Genomic DNA, 17,189 nt, shown 5'->3' on the forward strand with positions numbered 1-17,189 from the left:
TAAAACAGGCGCATAGTGAGAGATTCTGCACATCATTAAAATGTGAATTTTTATGGGAGGAGTAAGGGGGGATGATAGGGGATGAGAATGTCTCAGCCCCAAAACCGTGATTAAGTTCTATAAAAATGAGGGCTATATTTTTCTTTTAAAAATAAGTTGCAGTGATGTTGAATAAAATACCGCCATTAAGTCTTCGCAAGCTTCAGATTTTCGCTAAGTGGTCGTTATATAATGAAGGTAGTCGGCGTTATGTCGGCGCGTAATCATAAGATTTCCCTGAAAGGGAGTTGAATTGGGCCCTGAAACCAAAAGAGGCTATTTATGAGTAGTATGGGCATTGCCATTGCGGCAACTGGCCTTTCACTCGTCCTGATATTTGTGTGGATGATCTCGTTGTCGATGCGGAAACAGAGACTCGAGGCAGAGAGGAAAGCTCGCGAAGCCGCTTATCGAAAGGCGATGCATAAAGCGCGAGAGCAAGAGCGTAAAGAGCGAGAGTTCAAAGCAGAAACCGGGCATATCCCCACCATTTTATTTCTAGCGAAAGAAGCCGAAAAGGACAACATTCGTCAAGCGCTGTATTGGTATGATAAAGCCGCTAAACTGGACAATGTGACGGGGATGTACGGCATTGTTCGCTTAAGTGAACGCATGCGCGAAGATGTGATTTTAAAAGAGCAGGCAAACTTCTGGCGTACCGCAATTGCGGGAATGGAAGGGGATACCGAAGCGAAATTTTCGACAGGCAAAGCGTTGGTTTTTGGTCGCGGAACGGAAAAAAATATTCCCAAAGGTAACCAACTGATTGAAACCGCAGCCGAGGAAGGCTGCATTGATGCCATGCTTTACATGGGTGAGTGGCAGCTTTCACCAGACAATAGTGCAGGACGCAGTGCAGATGCGCTTTACTGGTTTATGAAAGCGGCGGAAAAAGACAGTGCGGATGGCAAGATCCAAGTCGGCTTATGTTACCTAAATGGCATTGGTACAGAAAAAAGCATGGTTAAAGGTTGCTACTGGCTGGAACGGGCCGCGGAAGGTGGCAGTGCTAAAGCGATGTATCATGCTGGCGAAGCGTGGAAGGATAAAGGTAAAACGGGTAATGCAATTGCTTACGTTTGGCTGTTTCTTGCTGCCAATATGGGCTACCAACCTGCGCGTACGTTACGTGATGAAGTGGCAACCAATATTGGTGTTGATATTGTCGTTGGATTGCAGTCCATAGCGAAGCCGTTGCAAAGAAAACTGGCCTCAGGAATGGTGAGAAAGCACTCTATTATTCGAGCCCTTAACAAAGTGTACAAACGCGAAGCGTATTTTCCTGCGGAAGAGGAGCTCAATGCGGTGTTGAATGATGAGAATAAAGACGCCTCCGAGGCTTGGGAGGAGGCATCAACACTAGATTTTCAGCCTAACATGACAACGGTAACAGCAGAAGGTCAGGCAAGCACATCGCCCAACGAAAAAAAACTTTCTAAAGAGGCGCTCGATTTCACTCAAAACTTCCTTCAACCATAACCTATCTTATCCAGAAGCCTCAAGATTGAGGCTTTTCTTTTGCTCTTTTGCCAGTATCTCTATCAGTCACGACAACAGAATGTAAACTTACTTAAGCAGTCATTTTACTGATGTGCATACTATTTATGCGATTTTTCAACATATTTTTAGTACTTAACTAAGATGGGATCTGTTTACCTTAAAAAAGAGGTTTTTCCCTCTTTATTTACTTCCGCTATTGGGCTTAGATCAAGACTTTTCAATTGATAGTAATAATGATTGAAGAGCAATACTTGATGCCCCGATTTATAGGTGAATAGTACTCATTACTTTATCTAATAATTTAAATTAAAAAATGTATTATAAATCTTAAATTGTTCTTTTATATTTAGGTGTCGATTATTGATTTTATGATTAATTAGGCGCAAGATAACGTAAAAATAAAATAGCATAGTTAATATGCAGAATTACACTAGGAAGTAACTTTTTCATTACATGTTTCATAATAAATAGAGATAATTTTTTATCTCTGTTTTTATTTATATTAGAGATTTGTGTATGTTGAGAATCATTAGTGCAGATAAATTTATCTCTTCAAGGTTTATCTTAGAGTACAGTAAGGCTGAGTTCGCTTCTTTATTAGGTGTTTCCGTCGCTAAAATAAGTAATATTGAAAGTGGAAAATCTTCAATCCCCCCGGTGTATGATTACGCCATTAATTACTTGTTGAGTGAACATCCATTTAAAGATAGTGCTGTTGAGGCTTTATGTTCTCACGAAACGTTAAACTTTGCTCGTCGTATTGACGTCAATACCAAAGTAAAACGCTTGTCCTGTAAGCGTTGTGATAGCCGTAGACTGCACGTTATGGCTGGCATGAGTGGCTTGTATTTTGTCGAGTGCATGGATTGTAAACACACTATGTACTCGTCAGGCATGTCTGTAAAACGTTATCAGCAATGGTCGAATGATGGAGTCAAACTAGATAGTCATTTATTTAATTGAATTGTGTTTCCTTTGCACCTAAAGTAAAAAGCCATCAATACATGTGTTGATGGCTTTTTTATTATGTGTTTAAATTTAGTTAAAATTAAAATATTTATCATTCCTAATAATATACTCCTAATAATTATATAGTGATGGAAATCTCAAAAAATTATTTTCTTGATATTTTATTTCTAACAATAATGGTTGTGGTCACACAATTTTTAATTATTTTTCCTTTTAATTCTGGTTTCAATATCATTGGACTATCAATTGGAAAGTGATGAAGGTCGCGAAATTTTAATTCGAGGAAATAAGTCTTTTAAATGTGAAAATTTAATCACGAAATTTGTTTTTTGAATTTTAAATATCGTTTTCGTTTGTAATATCTGTACTTGTCAATTTTAAAGAACAAAAAAGAGATATTCCAAATGAAAAGTTTAATTATAGGTGTTAGTAATTACATGCCAGAAGACTTCAGTTTATTAGCTGAGTCTTTAGATGAACAATTTAATCGTCATTTACAACCTTTAGAGCAAGTTGAATTAACCGACGTTGGTGCGGCTATTATTACTTCAGCAGACATTAAAGCAGGTCTGCATAAAATGATTTCTGAAACGGGTTACGGTATTCCAGTTTTCTTAGTAACGGATGAAAACCCAGTTTCGGCAGAAGATTACGTTTGGCTAACTGGCGTTATCGATTTAGAAAGACAATCTATTGAGTACTACTGTCGTCAAATCAATGAAGCAGTAACCAAGTACGAATGTCGTCTTCTTCCTCCTTTCTTCAAGCAATTAACGCACTATGTTGAGATGGGTAACTCAGCGTTTGACTGTCCGGGACACCAAGGTGGTCAGTTCTTCAAAAAACACCCAGCTGGTAAACAGTTCTACGATTTCTTTGGCGAAAACCTGTTCCGTAGTGACTTGTGTAACGCGGACGTGGATTTAGGTGACTTGCTGATCCACGAAGGTTCTGCACACCAAGCGCAAGCGCACGCTGCAAAAGTATTTAACGCGGACAAAACTTACTTCGTACTCAACGGTACTTCTGCTTCAAACAAAGTGGTGTGTAACGCGCTGGTAACTGAAGGTGATTTGGTACTGTTCGACCGTAACAACCACAAATCGAACCACCACGGTGCGTTAATCCAAGCGGGTGGTATGCCAGTTTACTTAGAAACGGCGCGTAACCCTTGGGGCTTTATCGGTGGTATGGATGAACACTGTTTCGATGAAGAATACATTCGTGCTCAAATCGCGAAAGTGGACCCAGAACGTGCACGCGATGAACGTCCTTTCCGTCTTGCTATTATCCAGCTTGGTACTTACGACGGTACTATCTACAACGCTCGCTACGTAATGGATAAGATAGGTCATCTTTGTGACTACATCCTGTTTGACTCTGCGTGGGTTGGTTATGAGCAGTTCATCCCTATGATGAAAGACTGTTCACCACTGCTGCTGGATTTGAAACCAGAAGACGCAGGTGTGATCGTGACTCAGTCTGTTCACAAACAACAAGCTGGCTTCTCTCAAACATCGCAAATCCACAAAAAAGACCGCCATATCAAAGGTCAAGCTCGTTACTGTAACCACAAACGCTTTAACAACGCGTTTATGATGCACGCATCGACTTCACCATTCTACGCACTGTTCTCTGCGCTTGATGTGAACGCGAAGATCCACGACGGCGAAGCAGGTCTGCGTTTATGGCGCGATGCGGTTAAGACAGGTATCGAAGCGCGTAAAGAAATCCTTAAGAGTTGTGAATTGATTCGTCCGTTCATTCCAGATGAAGTCGAAGGCCAACCTTGGGGCAGCTACGACACTGACGTGATAGCAACGAACAAGAAATTCTTCATGTTTGAGCCAAACGCAAGCTGGCACAAATTTGAAGGTTACGGTGAAGGTCAATACTTCGTTGATCCATGTAAATTGTTGCTAACTACTGCGGGTATTGCAGAAGACGGCAGCTATGCAGATTTCGGTATTCCTGCAACGCTATTGGCGAACTTCCTTCGTGAAAACGGCATCATCCCTGAGAAGTGTGACTTGAACTCTATCTTGTTCCTACTCACTCCTGCGGAAGATATGGGTAAGATCCGTCACCTTGTAGCTCAAATTAACCGATTCGAAAAATTCATCCGTGATGATGCCCCTTTAAGTATCGTACTTCCAAGCGTCTACGAAGCGAATAAAGAACGCTACCGTGGCTACACCATCCGTCAGCTATGTCAGGAAATGCATGACATGTACAAAGAGCTGAACGTGAAACAGTTACAAAAAGCGATGTTCCGCAGCGAGTACTTCCCACAAATGGTTCACAAACCTGAAGTAGCAACACGCAAATACTTCCGTGGTGAATGCAATTACCTACCACTTAAAGAGGCCGTGGGCCGCGTAGCCGCTGAAGGTGCACTTCCTTACCCTCCAGGCATTATCTGTGTGATCACTGGTGAAGTCTGGACTCAACAGGTGGTGGATTACTTCCTATCTCTAGAAGAAGGCATTAACCGCTTCCCAGGCTTCGCGCCAGAAATTCAAGGTGTGTACCTTGAAGATGTTAACGGTCGCACTACCGCACATTGTTATGTCCTAAAAGATTAATCTACCCGTTCGCACCACGCTCCGGCGTCGGTGCGAACCGCTTATTCGTGGAGAATAATTTATGAGTACTGAAACTAAAAAAATGTCGGTGGTGCAGTTAACCATTCTGACGTTCATCAATATGGCTGGCTCCGGTATCATCATGCTGCCAAGTAAACTGGCGCAAGTGGGCACCATTTCTGTGTTGTCTTGGCTGATCACGGCGGCGGGCTCTTTGGCGTTGGCTTACGTGTTCGCAAAATGTGGTCGCTTTAGTAAACGTGACGGTGGTATGAACGGTTACGCGTCTTATGCATTCGGTAAATCGGGTGCATTTATGGCGGGCTGGACTTACGGTTTGTCGCTCCTTATTGCGAATATTGCGATCGCGATTACTTGTGTGGGTTACGGCTCCGCATTCTTTGAAGTGACCCTATCTCCGGTCGAAACCTGTTTGTACACCATCGCCATTCTTTGGATTTGTACTTTCGCTAACTTCGGTGGTGCGAAAATCACAGGTCAAATTGGTACATTCACCGTGTGGGGCGTAATCCTACCAGTGTGTTCATTGGGTATTGTTGGTTGGTTCTGGTTTAACCCAACCATGTACATTGAAGCTTGGAACCCACACAGCTTGCCATTTGGTGAAGCGGTGAGTGCTTCTATTGCGATGACTCTATGGGCATTCCTTGGTCTTGAATCAGCTTGTGCGAACTCTGAAGCAGTAGAAAATCCAGAGAAGAACGTACCAATCGCAGTGCTAGGCGGTACGCTAATTGCGGCTGTGGTTTACATTGTATCGACAAACATCTGTTCTGGTATCGTTGCAAACTCTGAGCTTGCCGCTTCTACCGCACCATTCTCAACCGTATGGTCTGTGATGCTTGGCTCAGCAGCAGGTAAAGTGGTTGCGGGTATGGCGGTATTGGCTTGTGCGGGCTCTCTATTGGGTTGGCAATTCACTATCGCGTCAGTGTTCAAATCGTCTTCTGATGCGGGCTTCTTCCCTAAATTGTTCTCTCAAGTGGACAAACGCGGCACACCGATCAAAGGTATGATCGCGATTACTATCATCCAATCAGTATTGTCTCTAATGACGATTTCTCCAACGCTGAACGAGCAGTTCGAAGCACTGGTTAACCTAGCGGTAGTAACAAACGTTATTCCTTACATCTTATGTATGGGCGCAATCTTTATTATGCAGCAAGTGGCGCACGTGCCAGAGCGCGAGATGAAAACCACCAACGTTATCGCTCTGATTGGCTCTCTGTACAGCTTCTATGCGCTTTACGGCTCCGGCTACGAAGCTATGATGTGGGGGTCTATCGTAACCTTCCTAGGCTGGAGTGCTTACGGTCTGATTGCTGCGAAGCATGAGCCTTTAGCAAATTAAAAAATAATACAGAAAGAGCCTTCCCAAACGCGGTGTGGAAGGCTCTTTGTTTTTAGGCATTTACGCCAAACCCAAGTCAGCTCAACGTATTTGAGGCTAGACATCCAATGACGTGAAAACTCATTTTCGACATTTGGAGGACGAAAGATGATAAGTCAACCTGTTAAAATCGGTGACGACACCGCCGTAGTCATTCCAAGCGTAATCCTGGCTCAGCTTAGGATAAGGGAAGGAGATACCCTAGAAATCGCACTGAATAAAGACAAAATGGAAATTAAGAAGATGGTGTTGAAAACCAACGCTCCAACTTACTCTGAAGATATCGAGGAGAATTGAGTTAGAGAATCTTGGTTTGTCGGATACACTACTGGTTTCGCAAAACTGGCGCTTGCCGCTGTCTTTGAACTATCGATAACTACAATAAGAGGTAAGGTACTATGCAAGGTATCCTCTCTATACAATCTCATGTTTCTTTTGGTCATGCTGGTAACAGCAGTGCTGTTTTCCCAATGCAACGCATGGGCTTCGAAGTATGGCCGATTCATACCGTTCAATTTTCTAACCACACGCAGTATCAAGAAGGCTGGACTGGGCGAGCGTTTGCGGCTGAAGACATCAGCGAGTTAGTTCGTGGACTTGGTAACATCGGCGCGCTGGAAAAGTGCCAAGCGGTATTGACGGGCTACCAAGGTAGCGCAGAGCAGTGCCTTGCTGTTGAAGATACCGTGACGAAAGTGAAGCAAGCGAACCGGAACGCACTTTACGTTTGCGACCCTGTGATGGGCGCGCCAGACAAAGGCTGCATTGTGGCTCCGGGCATTGCTGAAAATCTTCTAACGCGTTTGATGCCAATGGCGGACGTGATCGTTCCGAACCAATTCGAGCTAAGTCAATTTGCTGAGATGGAAATCCACTCACTAGACGATGCGATCACCGCATGCCAACGTGCGCTAGAGAAAGGTCCAAAAGTGGTGCTAGTTAAGCACCTTTACTGCCTAGAAAATGGCAGCTTTAACATGCTATTGGCTACGCAAGAAGGTATTTACCTTGCGAAGCGTCCTCAATTTGAGTTTGCTAAACAACCTGTTGGCGTGGGCGATCTTATTTCAGCTATTTTTACCGCGGGACTCTTAAAAGGCTGGTCTCCTAAACAAGCTTTCCAACATTGTCATGACGCGTGCTACGGGGTGTTAAGTGCAACGTATCATGCAGGCGAATGGGAGCTGCAAACTATCGCGGCGCAGCAAGAGTTTGTTGAACCAAGCAAACACTTCCCGATTGAAGAAGTGGCTCTGGTCACCGCATAATTGAGCGCAATTAAACAAAAAAGGGGAGCCATCATCGGCTCCCCTTTCTATTTGTTCTGTCAGTCTTACTGAGCTTTTTGCTGCTCTGATTTACAAACTGCTGCCGTAAAGACAACGTCTGTTGAGCTGTTTAGCGCAGTTTCTGCAGAGTCTTGAATCACACCGATAATGAAGCCAACCGCTACAACCTGCATTGCTACGTCGTTTGAGATACCAAACAGGCCACACGCAAGTGGGATAAGTAGTAGAGAGCCGCCTGCAACACCTGATGCGCCGCATGCAGAAACCGCAGCTACAATACTTAGAAGTAGCGCAGTCAGTAGATCAACTTCGATACCCATAGTGTGCACAGCTGCAAGCGTTAGCGTTGTGATAGTGATTGCAGCACCAGCCATGTTGATGGTCGCACCTAGAGGGATAGATACTGAGTATGTATCCTCGTCCAGTTTTAGCTTCTCACATAGTGCCATGTTTACTGGAATATTCGCCGCACTTGAACGAGTGAAGAACGCTGTTACACCACTTTCACGTAGACAACGGAATACAAGTGGGTAAGGGTTTTGTTTGGTTTTAACGAACACGATCGCCGGGTTTACAACGAGTGCGATGATCATCATTGCGCCAAGAAGAACCGCCAGAAGGTGTGCGTAGCTTGCTAGCGCGCTAAAGCCTGTTGTCGCAAACGTTGAAGCAACCAAGCCAAAGATACCAAATGGTGCAAGACGAATGATAAAGCGCACAATGTGAGACACGCTGTGGCTTAGATCTTCAAATACGGCCTTCGTTGTTGCCGATGCGTGGTGTAGTGCAAGACCCAGACCCACACCCCAAGCAAGAATGCCGATGTAGTTTGCTTCTACTAGTGCATTTACTGGGTTGTCGACCAGTTTAAACAACAATGTGCGTAGAATTTCAGCAATACCTTGAGGAGGCGTTGCACCTTCAGCGCCGGTGACAAGCGTTAAATTGGTCGGGAAAAGGAAGCTTAGAACCACTGCTGATAGCGCCGCGAAGAATGTACCCATCAGGTACAGTACAACGATTGGGCGCATGTAAGTGTGTTGGTTTTTCTTTTGGTTTGCAATTGAAGCGGCAACCAAAATAAACACAAGAATTGGCGCGATCGCTTTAAGCGCACCGACAAAAAGGCTACCAATTAATCCCGCGCTTTCGGCATGGCTTGGAGAAATTGTCGCGAGCAAAATACCAAAGACGATACCGACAAGGATCTGGACGACGAGGTTACCACGAGCATATCGGGCAACGAGGCTGTTGTGTTGCATACATCATTCCTGCAATTTTATGCCAGAGTGGCAGGGCAATAGTCCATCATTACACGGCGATAATGCCCTTGTATTGCAAGGGGTGAGCATTGCTTCTGGTCACTAAGACACATGATTATCAATTATCCTGTTTTTATAAATTCAGCCATTTTCTTGCTGAATATCACATATCTTAGCTTGGTAATATTTTGTGTCTAGTTTTAGTTTGTTTTTGGATTAAGTGTTTGCTCAATGTTATTTAAATAAGATTTTTATGTTGAAAATTATCATTAGTTATGAGTAATGGTTTTTAATAAAGTTGTTAAAAAGGAGACTTTCGTCTCCTTTGATTTTATTGACAACTCAAACGCAACAAATTAATAACTTTGTTGGCGCCTGCGCTTATCACTCATGGCATTTCGAGTGAGTTTCCCGAACTGTCGACTTTGAGCTCGTTGCTCTGCCAAAGTCGCACCGTTAAAGGCTTGTTCTCGCAATAGTTTTTGATAGTTATTGAAACGACGAACTTCCAGTTTGCCATTTTCAATCGCAGTTTGAATTGCGCAACCCGGCTCAGTTTGATGCTGGCAATCACCAAAGCGACAACGCTGAGCGAGAGCCTCAATATCAGAAAATGCCTCACTGACCCCCGATTCACAATCTGCTAGTTGAAGCTCGCGCATTCCCGGAGTATCAATCAAGATGCCGCCATCAGGTAATAGATGGATAGAGCGCGATGTAGTTGTATGTCGCCCTTTGCTATCGTCTTCACGAATATGCCCAGTTGCCTGTTCTTGTTGCCCGAGTAATGCATTAACAAGAGTTGATTTGCCAACGCCTGAAGAACCGATAAAAGCGAGGGTTTGTCCTTCTTTGCACCAGGTCATGAGTTTAGAAGCACTCTCTATTTCTAAGCCGTTGACTGTCTCTATCGCTAATAGAGGGTCGAGCTTCTGTACTTGGCTTTTTAGTTCATCAGTATTGTCACACAAATCGGCTTTGGAAAGCACGATGACGGGTTCGACTTCGGCTTCATGAGCCAAGGCAAGATAACGTTCAATACGACTTAAATTGAAGTCGTCGTTAAGGGAACAGACGATAAACACTGTATCCACATTGGCTGCGATGAGTTGCTCTGCCACTTTGCTGCCAGCGGCTTTGCGGCTAAAGAGGCTCAAGCGATCCAGTAGGCGAACAAATTGCTGATCTTCATTTAAGATTACCCAGTCTCCGACGGTCATATTGGGTAAAGAATGGTGGGCATTAAGATGAACTTGCCCAGTTTCTGTTGCCAATAAATAACCACTTCGGTGATGCGCAATTACACGAGCAAAGATAGTGTTGTCGTAATCGTCTAATGTCAGTTGTTGCTGAAAAAATGGTTTCCAACCCAATTGTTTTAGAGGGTTTGAAGTTGAAACTAATGTGTCACAAAAAGTATGTGTTTGATTCATCATTGAATTATCCCAGACGCAACAAAGCGCCTTAATACAAATCGCATTAGGGTCTAATTCGGATAGAGTTGACCCCGGTGAAGACCGGGCAGAGAAGGGGAGTTGTGGCTATGCCACAGAGTTGGTGCTGTTAGGGTTACCCTTGCGATGCCCAGTTAGTGTTATTCAATACAATCATCTTGTGTCCTCTTCGTTGGTTAATAAATAAGTGAGTTAATTAAGCCAAAAGAGTATAGCCGCCGTTTTTTAAAGAGGGTAGCTATACTGCAAAAATATTAACTTTGTTTTGTGATGCGCTCTTCCATAATTTGCGAATACGTGTTGGCTTTTAAGCCGTATATGATTTGGACATGACGATCATCCAATATCACGACGCCATGCGCGCCATGATTTTTGAGTGCGTTCTTATCGATGACGGACGTCGCTCTGAGGGTAAGACGCAGCCGAGTCGCACATGCACCAGTTTCTAGCAGGTTCTCTATGCCCCCAATGGCGTCAATGATCGTATCGACGTCTTGTTCGACATTGGGGTTGGTATGAGTTAGGAAATTGAAAAATTGCTTCAGCGCTGACTTAACCGTCATTTGAAGAGCCTTCGGTCGTTAGTTTTGAAATGGCTTCAACAATCGGTGCCGGCGAGAGCGTATGCGGTACTTTAGTGATTAACGTGCCATCCGGCTTCAAGAAGTAAAAGTAAGAGCTATGATCCAGCGTGTACTTTAGTTCCGAGCCTTCCAATTCTGTCTTGCGGAAAATGACACCATAGTTGTGTGCCAAAGGTGTCGTTACATCAAGTGGTGCCGATAGGCCTTCAATCATTGGATGGAAGTAATGGGCATATTTTGCTGATGCATCGGCCTCATCACGCTCTGGGTCTAAAGAAATGAACATCGGGCGTAGTTGTGCTTTTTGCGCGTCGTCAATTTGATTCAGTGCTCCTGCCAGCATTGCAAGAGAAGTTGGGCAAACGTCTGGGCAGCGAGTAAAGCCAAAATAGACGACTCGGATGCGAGGGTCATTCACATCGAAGATATTGATGGCTTGGTTATTTTCCCCAAACAATACTGTTTGTTGAGAGGTGGAACTGTCCACTTGCTCTGGCTTCGTTTTCTGATTATCTAAATAGCTCTTTACGCCAAACCCGAGTGCGAAAGCAGCTACGAGAAATAGGGACCAATTGCGGCTCATAACGATTCCTTATCTTTGCATTTTTATAGCAGGGTAAACGGTATTCTCTCCATCACTGAGTTCACCAACCCAAGTCATTGCATCCTCCGTGCAAACTGGGAGAATGATGTCACCTTGATATTGGCCAGGAGCGATTTGCTTCAGCAAAAACTTAGGCTCACCCATCTCCATTTCTCTTCCTGAAAGACTTAGGATGAGTTGCTTAGCATCGCTTGTATGCCACTCAACATTTAGAGTGGTAGGAACCAAGGGTTGAGCAGTTTCTGAGTTTAGCGTCATCGTAACATTTTCTTGGACGCAAGAGGTTGTAGAGAGAAAGCAGTATTCATCTATTGACTTGCTTTGAGTGGAAGAAGAAAAGTTTTTTATTAGAGTCGGGGCATAAAATCCCGCAACTAATGCGGCTGAAACAGCGGCGATTTGTAACAGTTTCATTAAGGTTCAGCATTTATCACTTAACATTACGAGCATCGTAGCACAGATGCGCCGCTCGCCAACTCGTGACCTCGGTAAATTGTGCGTTATACCTCGGTGACCAGCTTCTTAGTAACGCGACGGACTTTATTGCATCAAATACAGCAGAGTTTTCAATTGAGATGTTTTGCCCTTAGCCAATAGATAAAAACGGAGCCAATTGGCTCCGTTTTTATTTGGTTCAGTATGTGTTTGATACCAAAGTTATTTATCTGAATCTGCGAATTTCTCTAGACCCAAAACCAGAGCAATGGCTGCAAGCATCATCACGACAGCAAGTACTAACTGAGAAGGTTGTGATGTCACGTGTTCAAATTCAAATGGTGATAGGTTGTGCTGTAGCAATGGCACTTGTTCGCCCTTCGAATTGGTGCGCCAAGTGATGGTTTCTTTCCATGGCCAAATCTTTGGCAACGTACCAATCATTAATCCAGTCAAAAACATCAGGGTGAAATCACGGAACTTGCGTAGTAACCACGACAATAAGTGAGAGAAGGACAGTAAACCGAGCACGCAGCCAGACAAAAATAGCGCTAATGTATCGACTTGAAAACCTTTCACTGCGGCTAATACAGGAGCATACATGCCAATCAGCAGCAAAATAAAACTGCCAGAGATACCCGGCAAGATCATTGCACAAATCGCGATAGCTCCAGCGAATAAGGTGTTAATGGCCGTTGGTTCCATGTGTAAAGGTTTGAGCACAGTAATACTATAAGCAAACCCGACACCAACGAGCAGAATGACAAAGCGGACAAGATCGCGTTGCTCAACCTGACGAATAATGTGATACACAGAGACCAAAATTAGACCAAAGAAAAATGACCAAAGTGGGATCGGGTGTGTGTCAAGAAGCCAAGTAATCAACTTTGCTAGCGTTGCAATACTGGTGAAAATGCCGGCAAACAGAGCGATAAGGAAGAATCCGTTGATGTGATTAAACACGGCTTTAACCCCTTCTTTTCGCCAGATAGAGAAAAGTGAGGGGTTAATGCGTCGAATGCTTTCAAGCAGCGTATCGTAAATACCAGTGATAAACGCGATGGTGCCGCCAGATACACCAGGTACAACATCTGCTGCACCCATGGCGATTCCCTTGAAGAAAGTAATTAAGTAGTTCATTGCTCTAATGCTAAGTCGTTTCGATGGCAGAGAGTATACAAACATTGCGATGAAAAAAGTATGAAATAGTGCTGTAACTACTTGGTTTTATATCCAATCTATTGCCTATCTTTATTACCCGCCAAGAGACAATGTCGCCGTAACGAGCTTTTAATGCTTGGTTTACATTTTTGAGATGATTAACTCTACTATCAATTATCAGTCTTGGTTGCATTATGCAATTGCAATTTGCATTACAAAGTTGCATTTTGATAATTTGCGCGTGAATAAATCCAGCTTATATGAGATCTTGTGCCCAAAAATAAGTCTTTGCATTTTGGCATGATTAATGCATAATACTGCTCGACCCTTCTTAAGCCGAGGGTCACCTAGCCAACTGACGTTGTTAGTGAATACAATTTGTTCACACTAAATATAAGCCAATCGCGATTATTGCGGTTGGCTATTTTTTTATATGAACAACGTTACTTACGTGCTTTGCAAATTGCACTTCTCTTACTGTCAGTCATAAAAAAGGGCTGACGTGTTACGCCAACCCTTGTGTTTTACTTTACGTTTTAACCCGTTTATCTAGCAGTTCAGTATCCCATTAACTGTAGCAAATTTTCAGCTGTCACAATGGCTTCTTTACGATTAGCAATATTAAGCTTTTGGTACAGGTTGCGAATGTGGGTTTTAATTGTCGTACCTGCCACATCCAGCTCTTGTGCGATTTGCTCGTTACTAAAGCCTGAATAAATCAGTCCCAGAACCTGCCATTCGCGTTGTGTTAATGGGCTGGTACGTACTAGCTCTGGCACATTAGGGTGATTCACCAACTTTTCAATAAAGTCTTCATCAAAGTGAATCGACCGGCTACGTTGATTCGATGAAATGTCCTTCATTAACTGTTGAGCACGGTGACGCTCAAGATCGCCCAGTTCATGGCGGAGGCTCAACTTCTCCAGCAGACCGCCAATGGTTGCACCATCAATCAGGAAGTTTCCGACCATGCCAGTTTGGTTCGTCATTACTAATGCTTCTTTTAACAGAGCCTTGGCTTGCTCCTCATCTTTTTGGCGAGCAGAAAGGACCGCTTCAACCACTAAGTTGCGATTAGTATCTGTGATTAGGTTAGTGCGACGAGCTTCACCTTGGAGAAAATCTAACGCAGCACGAGCGTCGGTATATTGGCCTAAATTAATGTGGGCGCGAGCAATGTTACGCCATTGCAATTGAGAAAAGTGGTTGCATGCCGATTCAGGACGAACCGCAGTGTTGAGCCATTCTTGCATTGCATCGGTATTCCCGCGCGCTTGCCAAAATAGAATCAACGATAGTGAAGCGTTTGCAGTCCAATCTACGTGATAAGTCGACTGTTTCATCAAGTGCTGTATATGCTCAATGAATTTACCTGCTTTGTCTAATTCACCGCGTCCAATCGCAATACGCGCCAACATCGAATAGCTATGTAAGTGCTTGCTTGGTGAATGGTTTTCGAGAATTTGCAGACCTTTGTACGCGCATTCTTCCGCTTCATCAAGTCGGTTCCAGCACCAAAGTACTTGCGCGCGAATACGCAGCAAAAATTCATGAAGAGGAACATGCTGAAGCTGCTGATCTTCAATCAGACGAAATGCGGAATCTTGTAGTTCAAAGGCAGCTTGCACGTAACCTTGTGCAATTAAAATCTCGCTTTGCTGCAATATTGCCCATAACGCTTGGTGATATACCTGATACTGACGAGCTAGCTTTTCAGTTTGTTGCATCATCGGCAAAGCACGGTCTAGTTTACCTAGCACGTGGTTAACTTCACCAACAACCGAAGTCGCCACAATTCGGCTACGGTAAATTGTGTTATCAAGTTGGCTAAGCGCTAGCTCCGCTAATTCGAGAGCTTTTTCTGGTTGGTTACTGTTGATAGCCACTTGAGCAAGCAACGCGTTTGCTTGACCTTGATAATGAATATCTAACGCAATGTTACGCTTTTTGTGTTCCTCTTCCGCTTCTTCAAGCAGGTGGCCCACTTGGTTATAACGATGCTGACTTTGAGCCAACCATGCTCGGAGCATCGTAAGTTTTGGGTGGCTGAACAACAGATCATCGTCCAACTTGTTAATTGAGCTTTCCAGTGTGCTGAGTTCGCCTTGGTTAAACATCTTCCAGCCGAATTCGTTTAAGATCTCTACCACTAAGTCCTTATCATTCGATTTTTGTGCATGATGAATCGCTTGGTGTGGTGCTTTTTGTTGTAACCAAGCGATAGCAGCATTGCGGTGGAGATCTTTTTCTTGCTGAGGAATACGAGCTTGGCGCTCATGCGATAAAAACTCGCCAAATAAGTTATGGAACCGGAACCAGTTCTGTTCCCCTTCGAGCGGATAAATGAATAAGCCGTAACGGTTAAGCGATTCAATCATTCCCAGTGCATCTTCGCGTTGGGTAAGGGCAAACACTAGCTCATCATTGAAGTGGTCAAGCACGGATACTTGCATTAAAAAGTGACGAGTTTCGTGATCGAGTAAGTCAAACACTTCTTCGACCAAGTAATCCCACAAATGCGCGTGATTGAACTGCGATACCGACTCTACAGTTTGCGCCAATGTGCGGTTTTGATGTTGGGCTTGTAATGCGATCAACTGCATCGCCGATGGCCAACCTTCAACATAGGTTCTTAGGCTGTTCGCCATGTCTTCATCAATACCATCGGCGATACGCTGGTTAAAGAAGCGAGTGGTTTCTTCGGTATCAAACGCCAACATCTCGTTGCCAATTTCGATCATTAAATCACGAACACGTAAGTTTGCAGTGCCTAGAGGCGGCGCTGCACGACTGGTTACCACAACGGTGAGGTTGTCTGGCATGTGCTTTAAAAAGAAACGCATGGATTCATGGATTTCATCATTCGTGATTAAATGGTAGTCATCAAGCACCACGTAGCACTCTTGATGAAAGTCAGCCATTTCTGCGAATACTTCGCTAAATAGGGAGCGTAAAGACGAGATCTGACGTTTTTCCGCCAGTTTTTGTGCGTTAGCGCAACTGAAGTTGGTGGCTTTGTTTAGTGCTTGAAGCAGATAGTTTACAAAGCGAAAGCCGTCGTTATCGCTGTCATCAATGCTGTACCAACCGACGTTTGGCTTATCGGATAGCCACTGCGCTGCCATTGTTGTTTTTCCGTAACCTGCTGGGGATCGGAATAAAACCAATTTGTAGTAAGGCGCTTGCTGTAGTAAGTCCAACACTCGTGGGCGCACGATGGCATTGTGCAGGCGTCCTGGTCGAGTAAGCTTAGATGGAATCCACATTAGTAGTTATGTCCTTATTTATGTATACCCAAATGACAGCAACGTGATCATTCTAGTAAAGCCCCCTTGAAAGCCGTCTTACTGAATGATGCCATCAGCATCAAAAACACTGTTTGAATACCGGATAATGTCGCTACTATTGGGGCTTGCGTCCGTCTGAAAAACCATTCCATACGGTCACTTAAATATAAAAGCTAGCGAAAACTAGAAATAACTCACATCGCCTAATTCTAGTTTGTATAAAAAGCGTACAATCCTGTGAGCTGAGAGGGATGTTACGACATCAGAAATGTTCGTTACTTTGATCCACTTCCTAATTCTCAAGGGTTGATGGATTTACCATCAACTACGCCCTTTATTTGTGATTGTCGTCACTTAAATATCGTTTGTTTCGTTAGCGTTAAGATCGCGTTGCACATAGATTACGAAAAGTTCTTCTACGCTGACCGAGTTAATGTGACCGATATTACAATTTTCACATCATCAGATGAGTGGACTATAAAAAGCGTCATGAACGGGTTTTAACCTTTCTCACATTCCATTGTGATCAAAATCACTAAGAACTGGTGCAAAGTTCACTTTGTTGAGATTTGGATCACTAACCTAGCAATGGTACCCCCTCTACGCCCT

The 17,189-nt window shown here is 43.8% G+C and carries 13 protein-coding genes; 6 read left to right on the forward strand and 7 right to left on the reverse strand.

From position 1 onward, the window contains the following. The first annotated feature begins 321 nt into the window (after positions 1 to 321). The 6 genes from R7190_RS01090 to pdxY all read left to right on the forward strand — a co-directional run bounded on the left by R7190_RS01090 (position 322) and on the right by pdxY (position 7,772). Positions 322 to 1,518 (forward strand): tetratricopeptide repeat protein, encoded by a 1,197-nt coding sequence (locus tag R7190_RS01090; RefSeq protein ID WP_186585598.1) that lies wholly within the window; start codon positions 322 to 324, stop codon positions 1,516 to 1,518. 537 nt (positions 1,519 to 2,055) lie between these two features. Then, a complete protein-coding gene (locus R7190_RS01095) occupies positions 2,056 to 2,502 on the forward strand; it encodes a helix-turn-helix transcriptional regulator (protein WP_025768646.1) in 447 nt (148 codons plus the stop codon). Between the two features lie 410 nt (positions 2,503 to 2,912). Beyond that, positions 2,913 to 5,093, forward strand: coding sequence for an ornithine decarboxylase SpeF (gene speF / locus R7190_RS01100; RefSeq protein ID WP_186585599.1), 2,181 nt, complete (start codon positions 2,913 to 2,915; stop codon positions 5,091 to 5,093). A 61-nt stretch (positions 5,094 to 5,154) separates the two neighbouring features. Next, positions 5,155 to 6,465 carry a putrescine-ornithine antiporter gene (gene potE, locus R7190_RS01105; protein ID WP_042522196.1) on the forward strand — a complete coding sequence of 437 codons (1,311 nt, stop codon included), beginning with the start codon at positions 5,155 to 5,157 and terminating at the stop codon, positions 6,463 to 6,465. 147 nt (positions 6,466 to 6,612) lie between these two features. Further along, complete coding sequence (locus R7190_RS01110) at positions 6,613 to 6,801, forward strand: AbrB/MazE/SpoVT family DNA-binding domain-containing protein (protein WP_042522194.1); 189 nt, start codon at positions 6,613 to 6,615, stop codon at positions 6,799 to 6,801. A 101-nt stretch (positions 6,802 to 6,902) separates the two neighbouring features. After that, positions 6,903 to 7,772, forward strand: a complete 870-nt coding sequence (pdxY, locus tag R7190_RS01115; protein WP_186585600.1) for a pyridoxal kinase PdxY — start codon at positions 6,903 to 6,905, stop codon at positions 7,770 to 7,772. A gap of 65 nt (positions 7,773 to 7,837) precedes the next feature. On the opposite strand, the gene sstT is transcribed toward pdxY, so the two are convergent. The 7 genes from sstT to malT all read right to left on the reverse strand — a co-directional run bounded on the left by sstT (position 7,838) and on the right by malT (position 16,559). Then, complete coding sequence (gene sstT, locus R7190_RS01120) at positions 7,838 to 9,055, reverse strand: serine/threonine transporter SstT (RefSeq protein WP_005374821.1); 1,218 nt, start codon at positions 9,053 to 9,055, stop codon at positions 7,838 to 7,840. Between the two features lie 356 nt (positions 9,056 to 9,411). Next, complete coding sequence (gene rsgA, locus R7190_RS01125; protein WP_054574875.1) at positions 9,412 to 10,488, reverse strand: ribosome small subunit-dependent GTPase A; 1,077 nt, start codon at positions 10,486 to 10,488, stop codon at positions 9,412 to 9,414. Positions 10,489 to 10,763: 275 nt separating this feature from the next. Further along, entirely contained in the window at positions 10,764 to 11,072 is a 309-nt protein-coding gene (locus tag R7190_RS01130; protein ID WP_017634466.1) for a PTS transporter subunit EIIB, read from the reverse strand. Further along, complete coding sequence (locus tag R7190_RS01135; protein ID WP_017634465.1) at positions 11,062 to 11,676, reverse strand: SCO family protein; 615 nt, start codon at positions 11,674 to 11,676, stop codon at positions 11,062 to 11,064. The genes R7190_RS01130 and R7190_RS01135 overlap by 11 nt, the downstream gene beginning before the upstream one ends. 9 nt (positions 11,677 to 11,685) lie before the next feature. Further along, positions 11,686 to 12,111, reverse strand: coding sequence for a hypothetical protein (locus R7190_RS01140; RefSeq protein WP_017634464.1), 426 nt, complete (start codon positions 12,109 to 12,111; stop codon positions 11,686 to 11,688). A 243-nt stretch (positions 12,112 to 12,354) separates the two neighbouring features. Continuing rightward, the gene (locus tag R7190_RS01145; RefSeq protein WP_025998607.1) at positions 12,355 to 13,272 is read right to left on the reverse strand and encodes a DUF368 domain-containing protein; all 918 of its coding nucleotides are present in this window, start codon (positions 13,270 to 13,272) and stop codon (positions 12,355 to 12,357) included. A 578-nt stretch (positions 13,273 to 13,850) separates the two neighbouring features. After that, positions 13,851 to 16,559, reverse strand: coding sequence for an HTH-type transcriptional regulator MalT (gene malT, locus R7190_RS01150; protein ID WP_005374834.1), 2,709 nt, complete (start codon positions 16,557 to 16,559; stop codon positions 13,851 to 13,853). Between the last annotated feature and the right edge of the window lie 630 nt (positions 16,560 to 17,189).

The sequence above is a fragment of the Vibrio sp. 1078-1 genome, from assembly GCF_033340475.1.

Coding starts and splice junctions, on each gene's coding strand:
- R7190_RS01135 (WP_017634465.1), bottom strand. CDS start 11,676: ATGAGCCGCAATTGGTCCCTATTTCTCGTAGCTGCTTTCGCACTCGGG.
- rsgA (WP_054574875.1), bottom strand. CDS start 10,488: ATGAATCAAACACATACTTTTTGTGACACATTAGTTTCAACTTCAAAC.
- malT (WP_005374834.1), bottom strand. CDS start 16,559: ATGTGGATTCCATCTAAGCTTACTCGACCAGGACGCCTGCACAATGCC.
- R7190_RS01130 (WP_017634466.1), bottom strand. CDS start 11,072: ATGACGGTTAAGTCAGCGCTGAAGCAATTTTTCAATTTCCTAACTCAT.
- R7190_RS01140 (WP_017634464.1), bottom strand. CDS start 12,111: ATGAAACTGTTACAAATCGCCGCTGTTTCAGCCGCATTAGTTGCGGGA.
- pdxY (WP_186585600.1), top strand. CDS start 6,903: ATGCAAGGTATCCTCTCTATACAATCTCATGTTTCTTTTGGTCATGCT.
- R7190_RS01110 (WP_042522194.1), top strand. CDS start 6,613: ATGATAAGTCAACCTGTTAAAATCGGTGACGACACCGCCGTAGTCATT.
- speF (WP_186585599.1), top strand. CDS start 2,913: ATGAAAAGTTTAATTATAGGTGTTAGTAATTACATGCCAGAAGACTTC.
- R7190_RS01095 (WP_025768646.1), top strand. CDS start 2,056: ATGTTGAGAATCATTAGTGCAGATAAATTTATCTCTTCAAGGTTTATC.
- R7190_RS01090 (WP_186585598.1), top strand. CDS start 322: ATGAGTAGTATGGGCATTGCCATTGCGGCAACTGGCCTTTCACTCGTC.
- R7190_RS01145 (WP_025998607.1), bottom strand. CDS start 13,272: ATGAACTACTTAATTACTTTCTTCAAGGGAATCGCCATGGGTGCAGCA.
- sstT (WP_005374821.1), bottom strand. CDS start 9,055: ATGCAACACAACAGCCTCGTTGCCCGATATGCTCGTGGTAACCTCGTC.
- potE (WP_042522196.1), top strand. CDS start 5,155: ATGAGTACTGAAACTAAAAAAATGTCGGTGGTGCAGTTAACCATTCTG.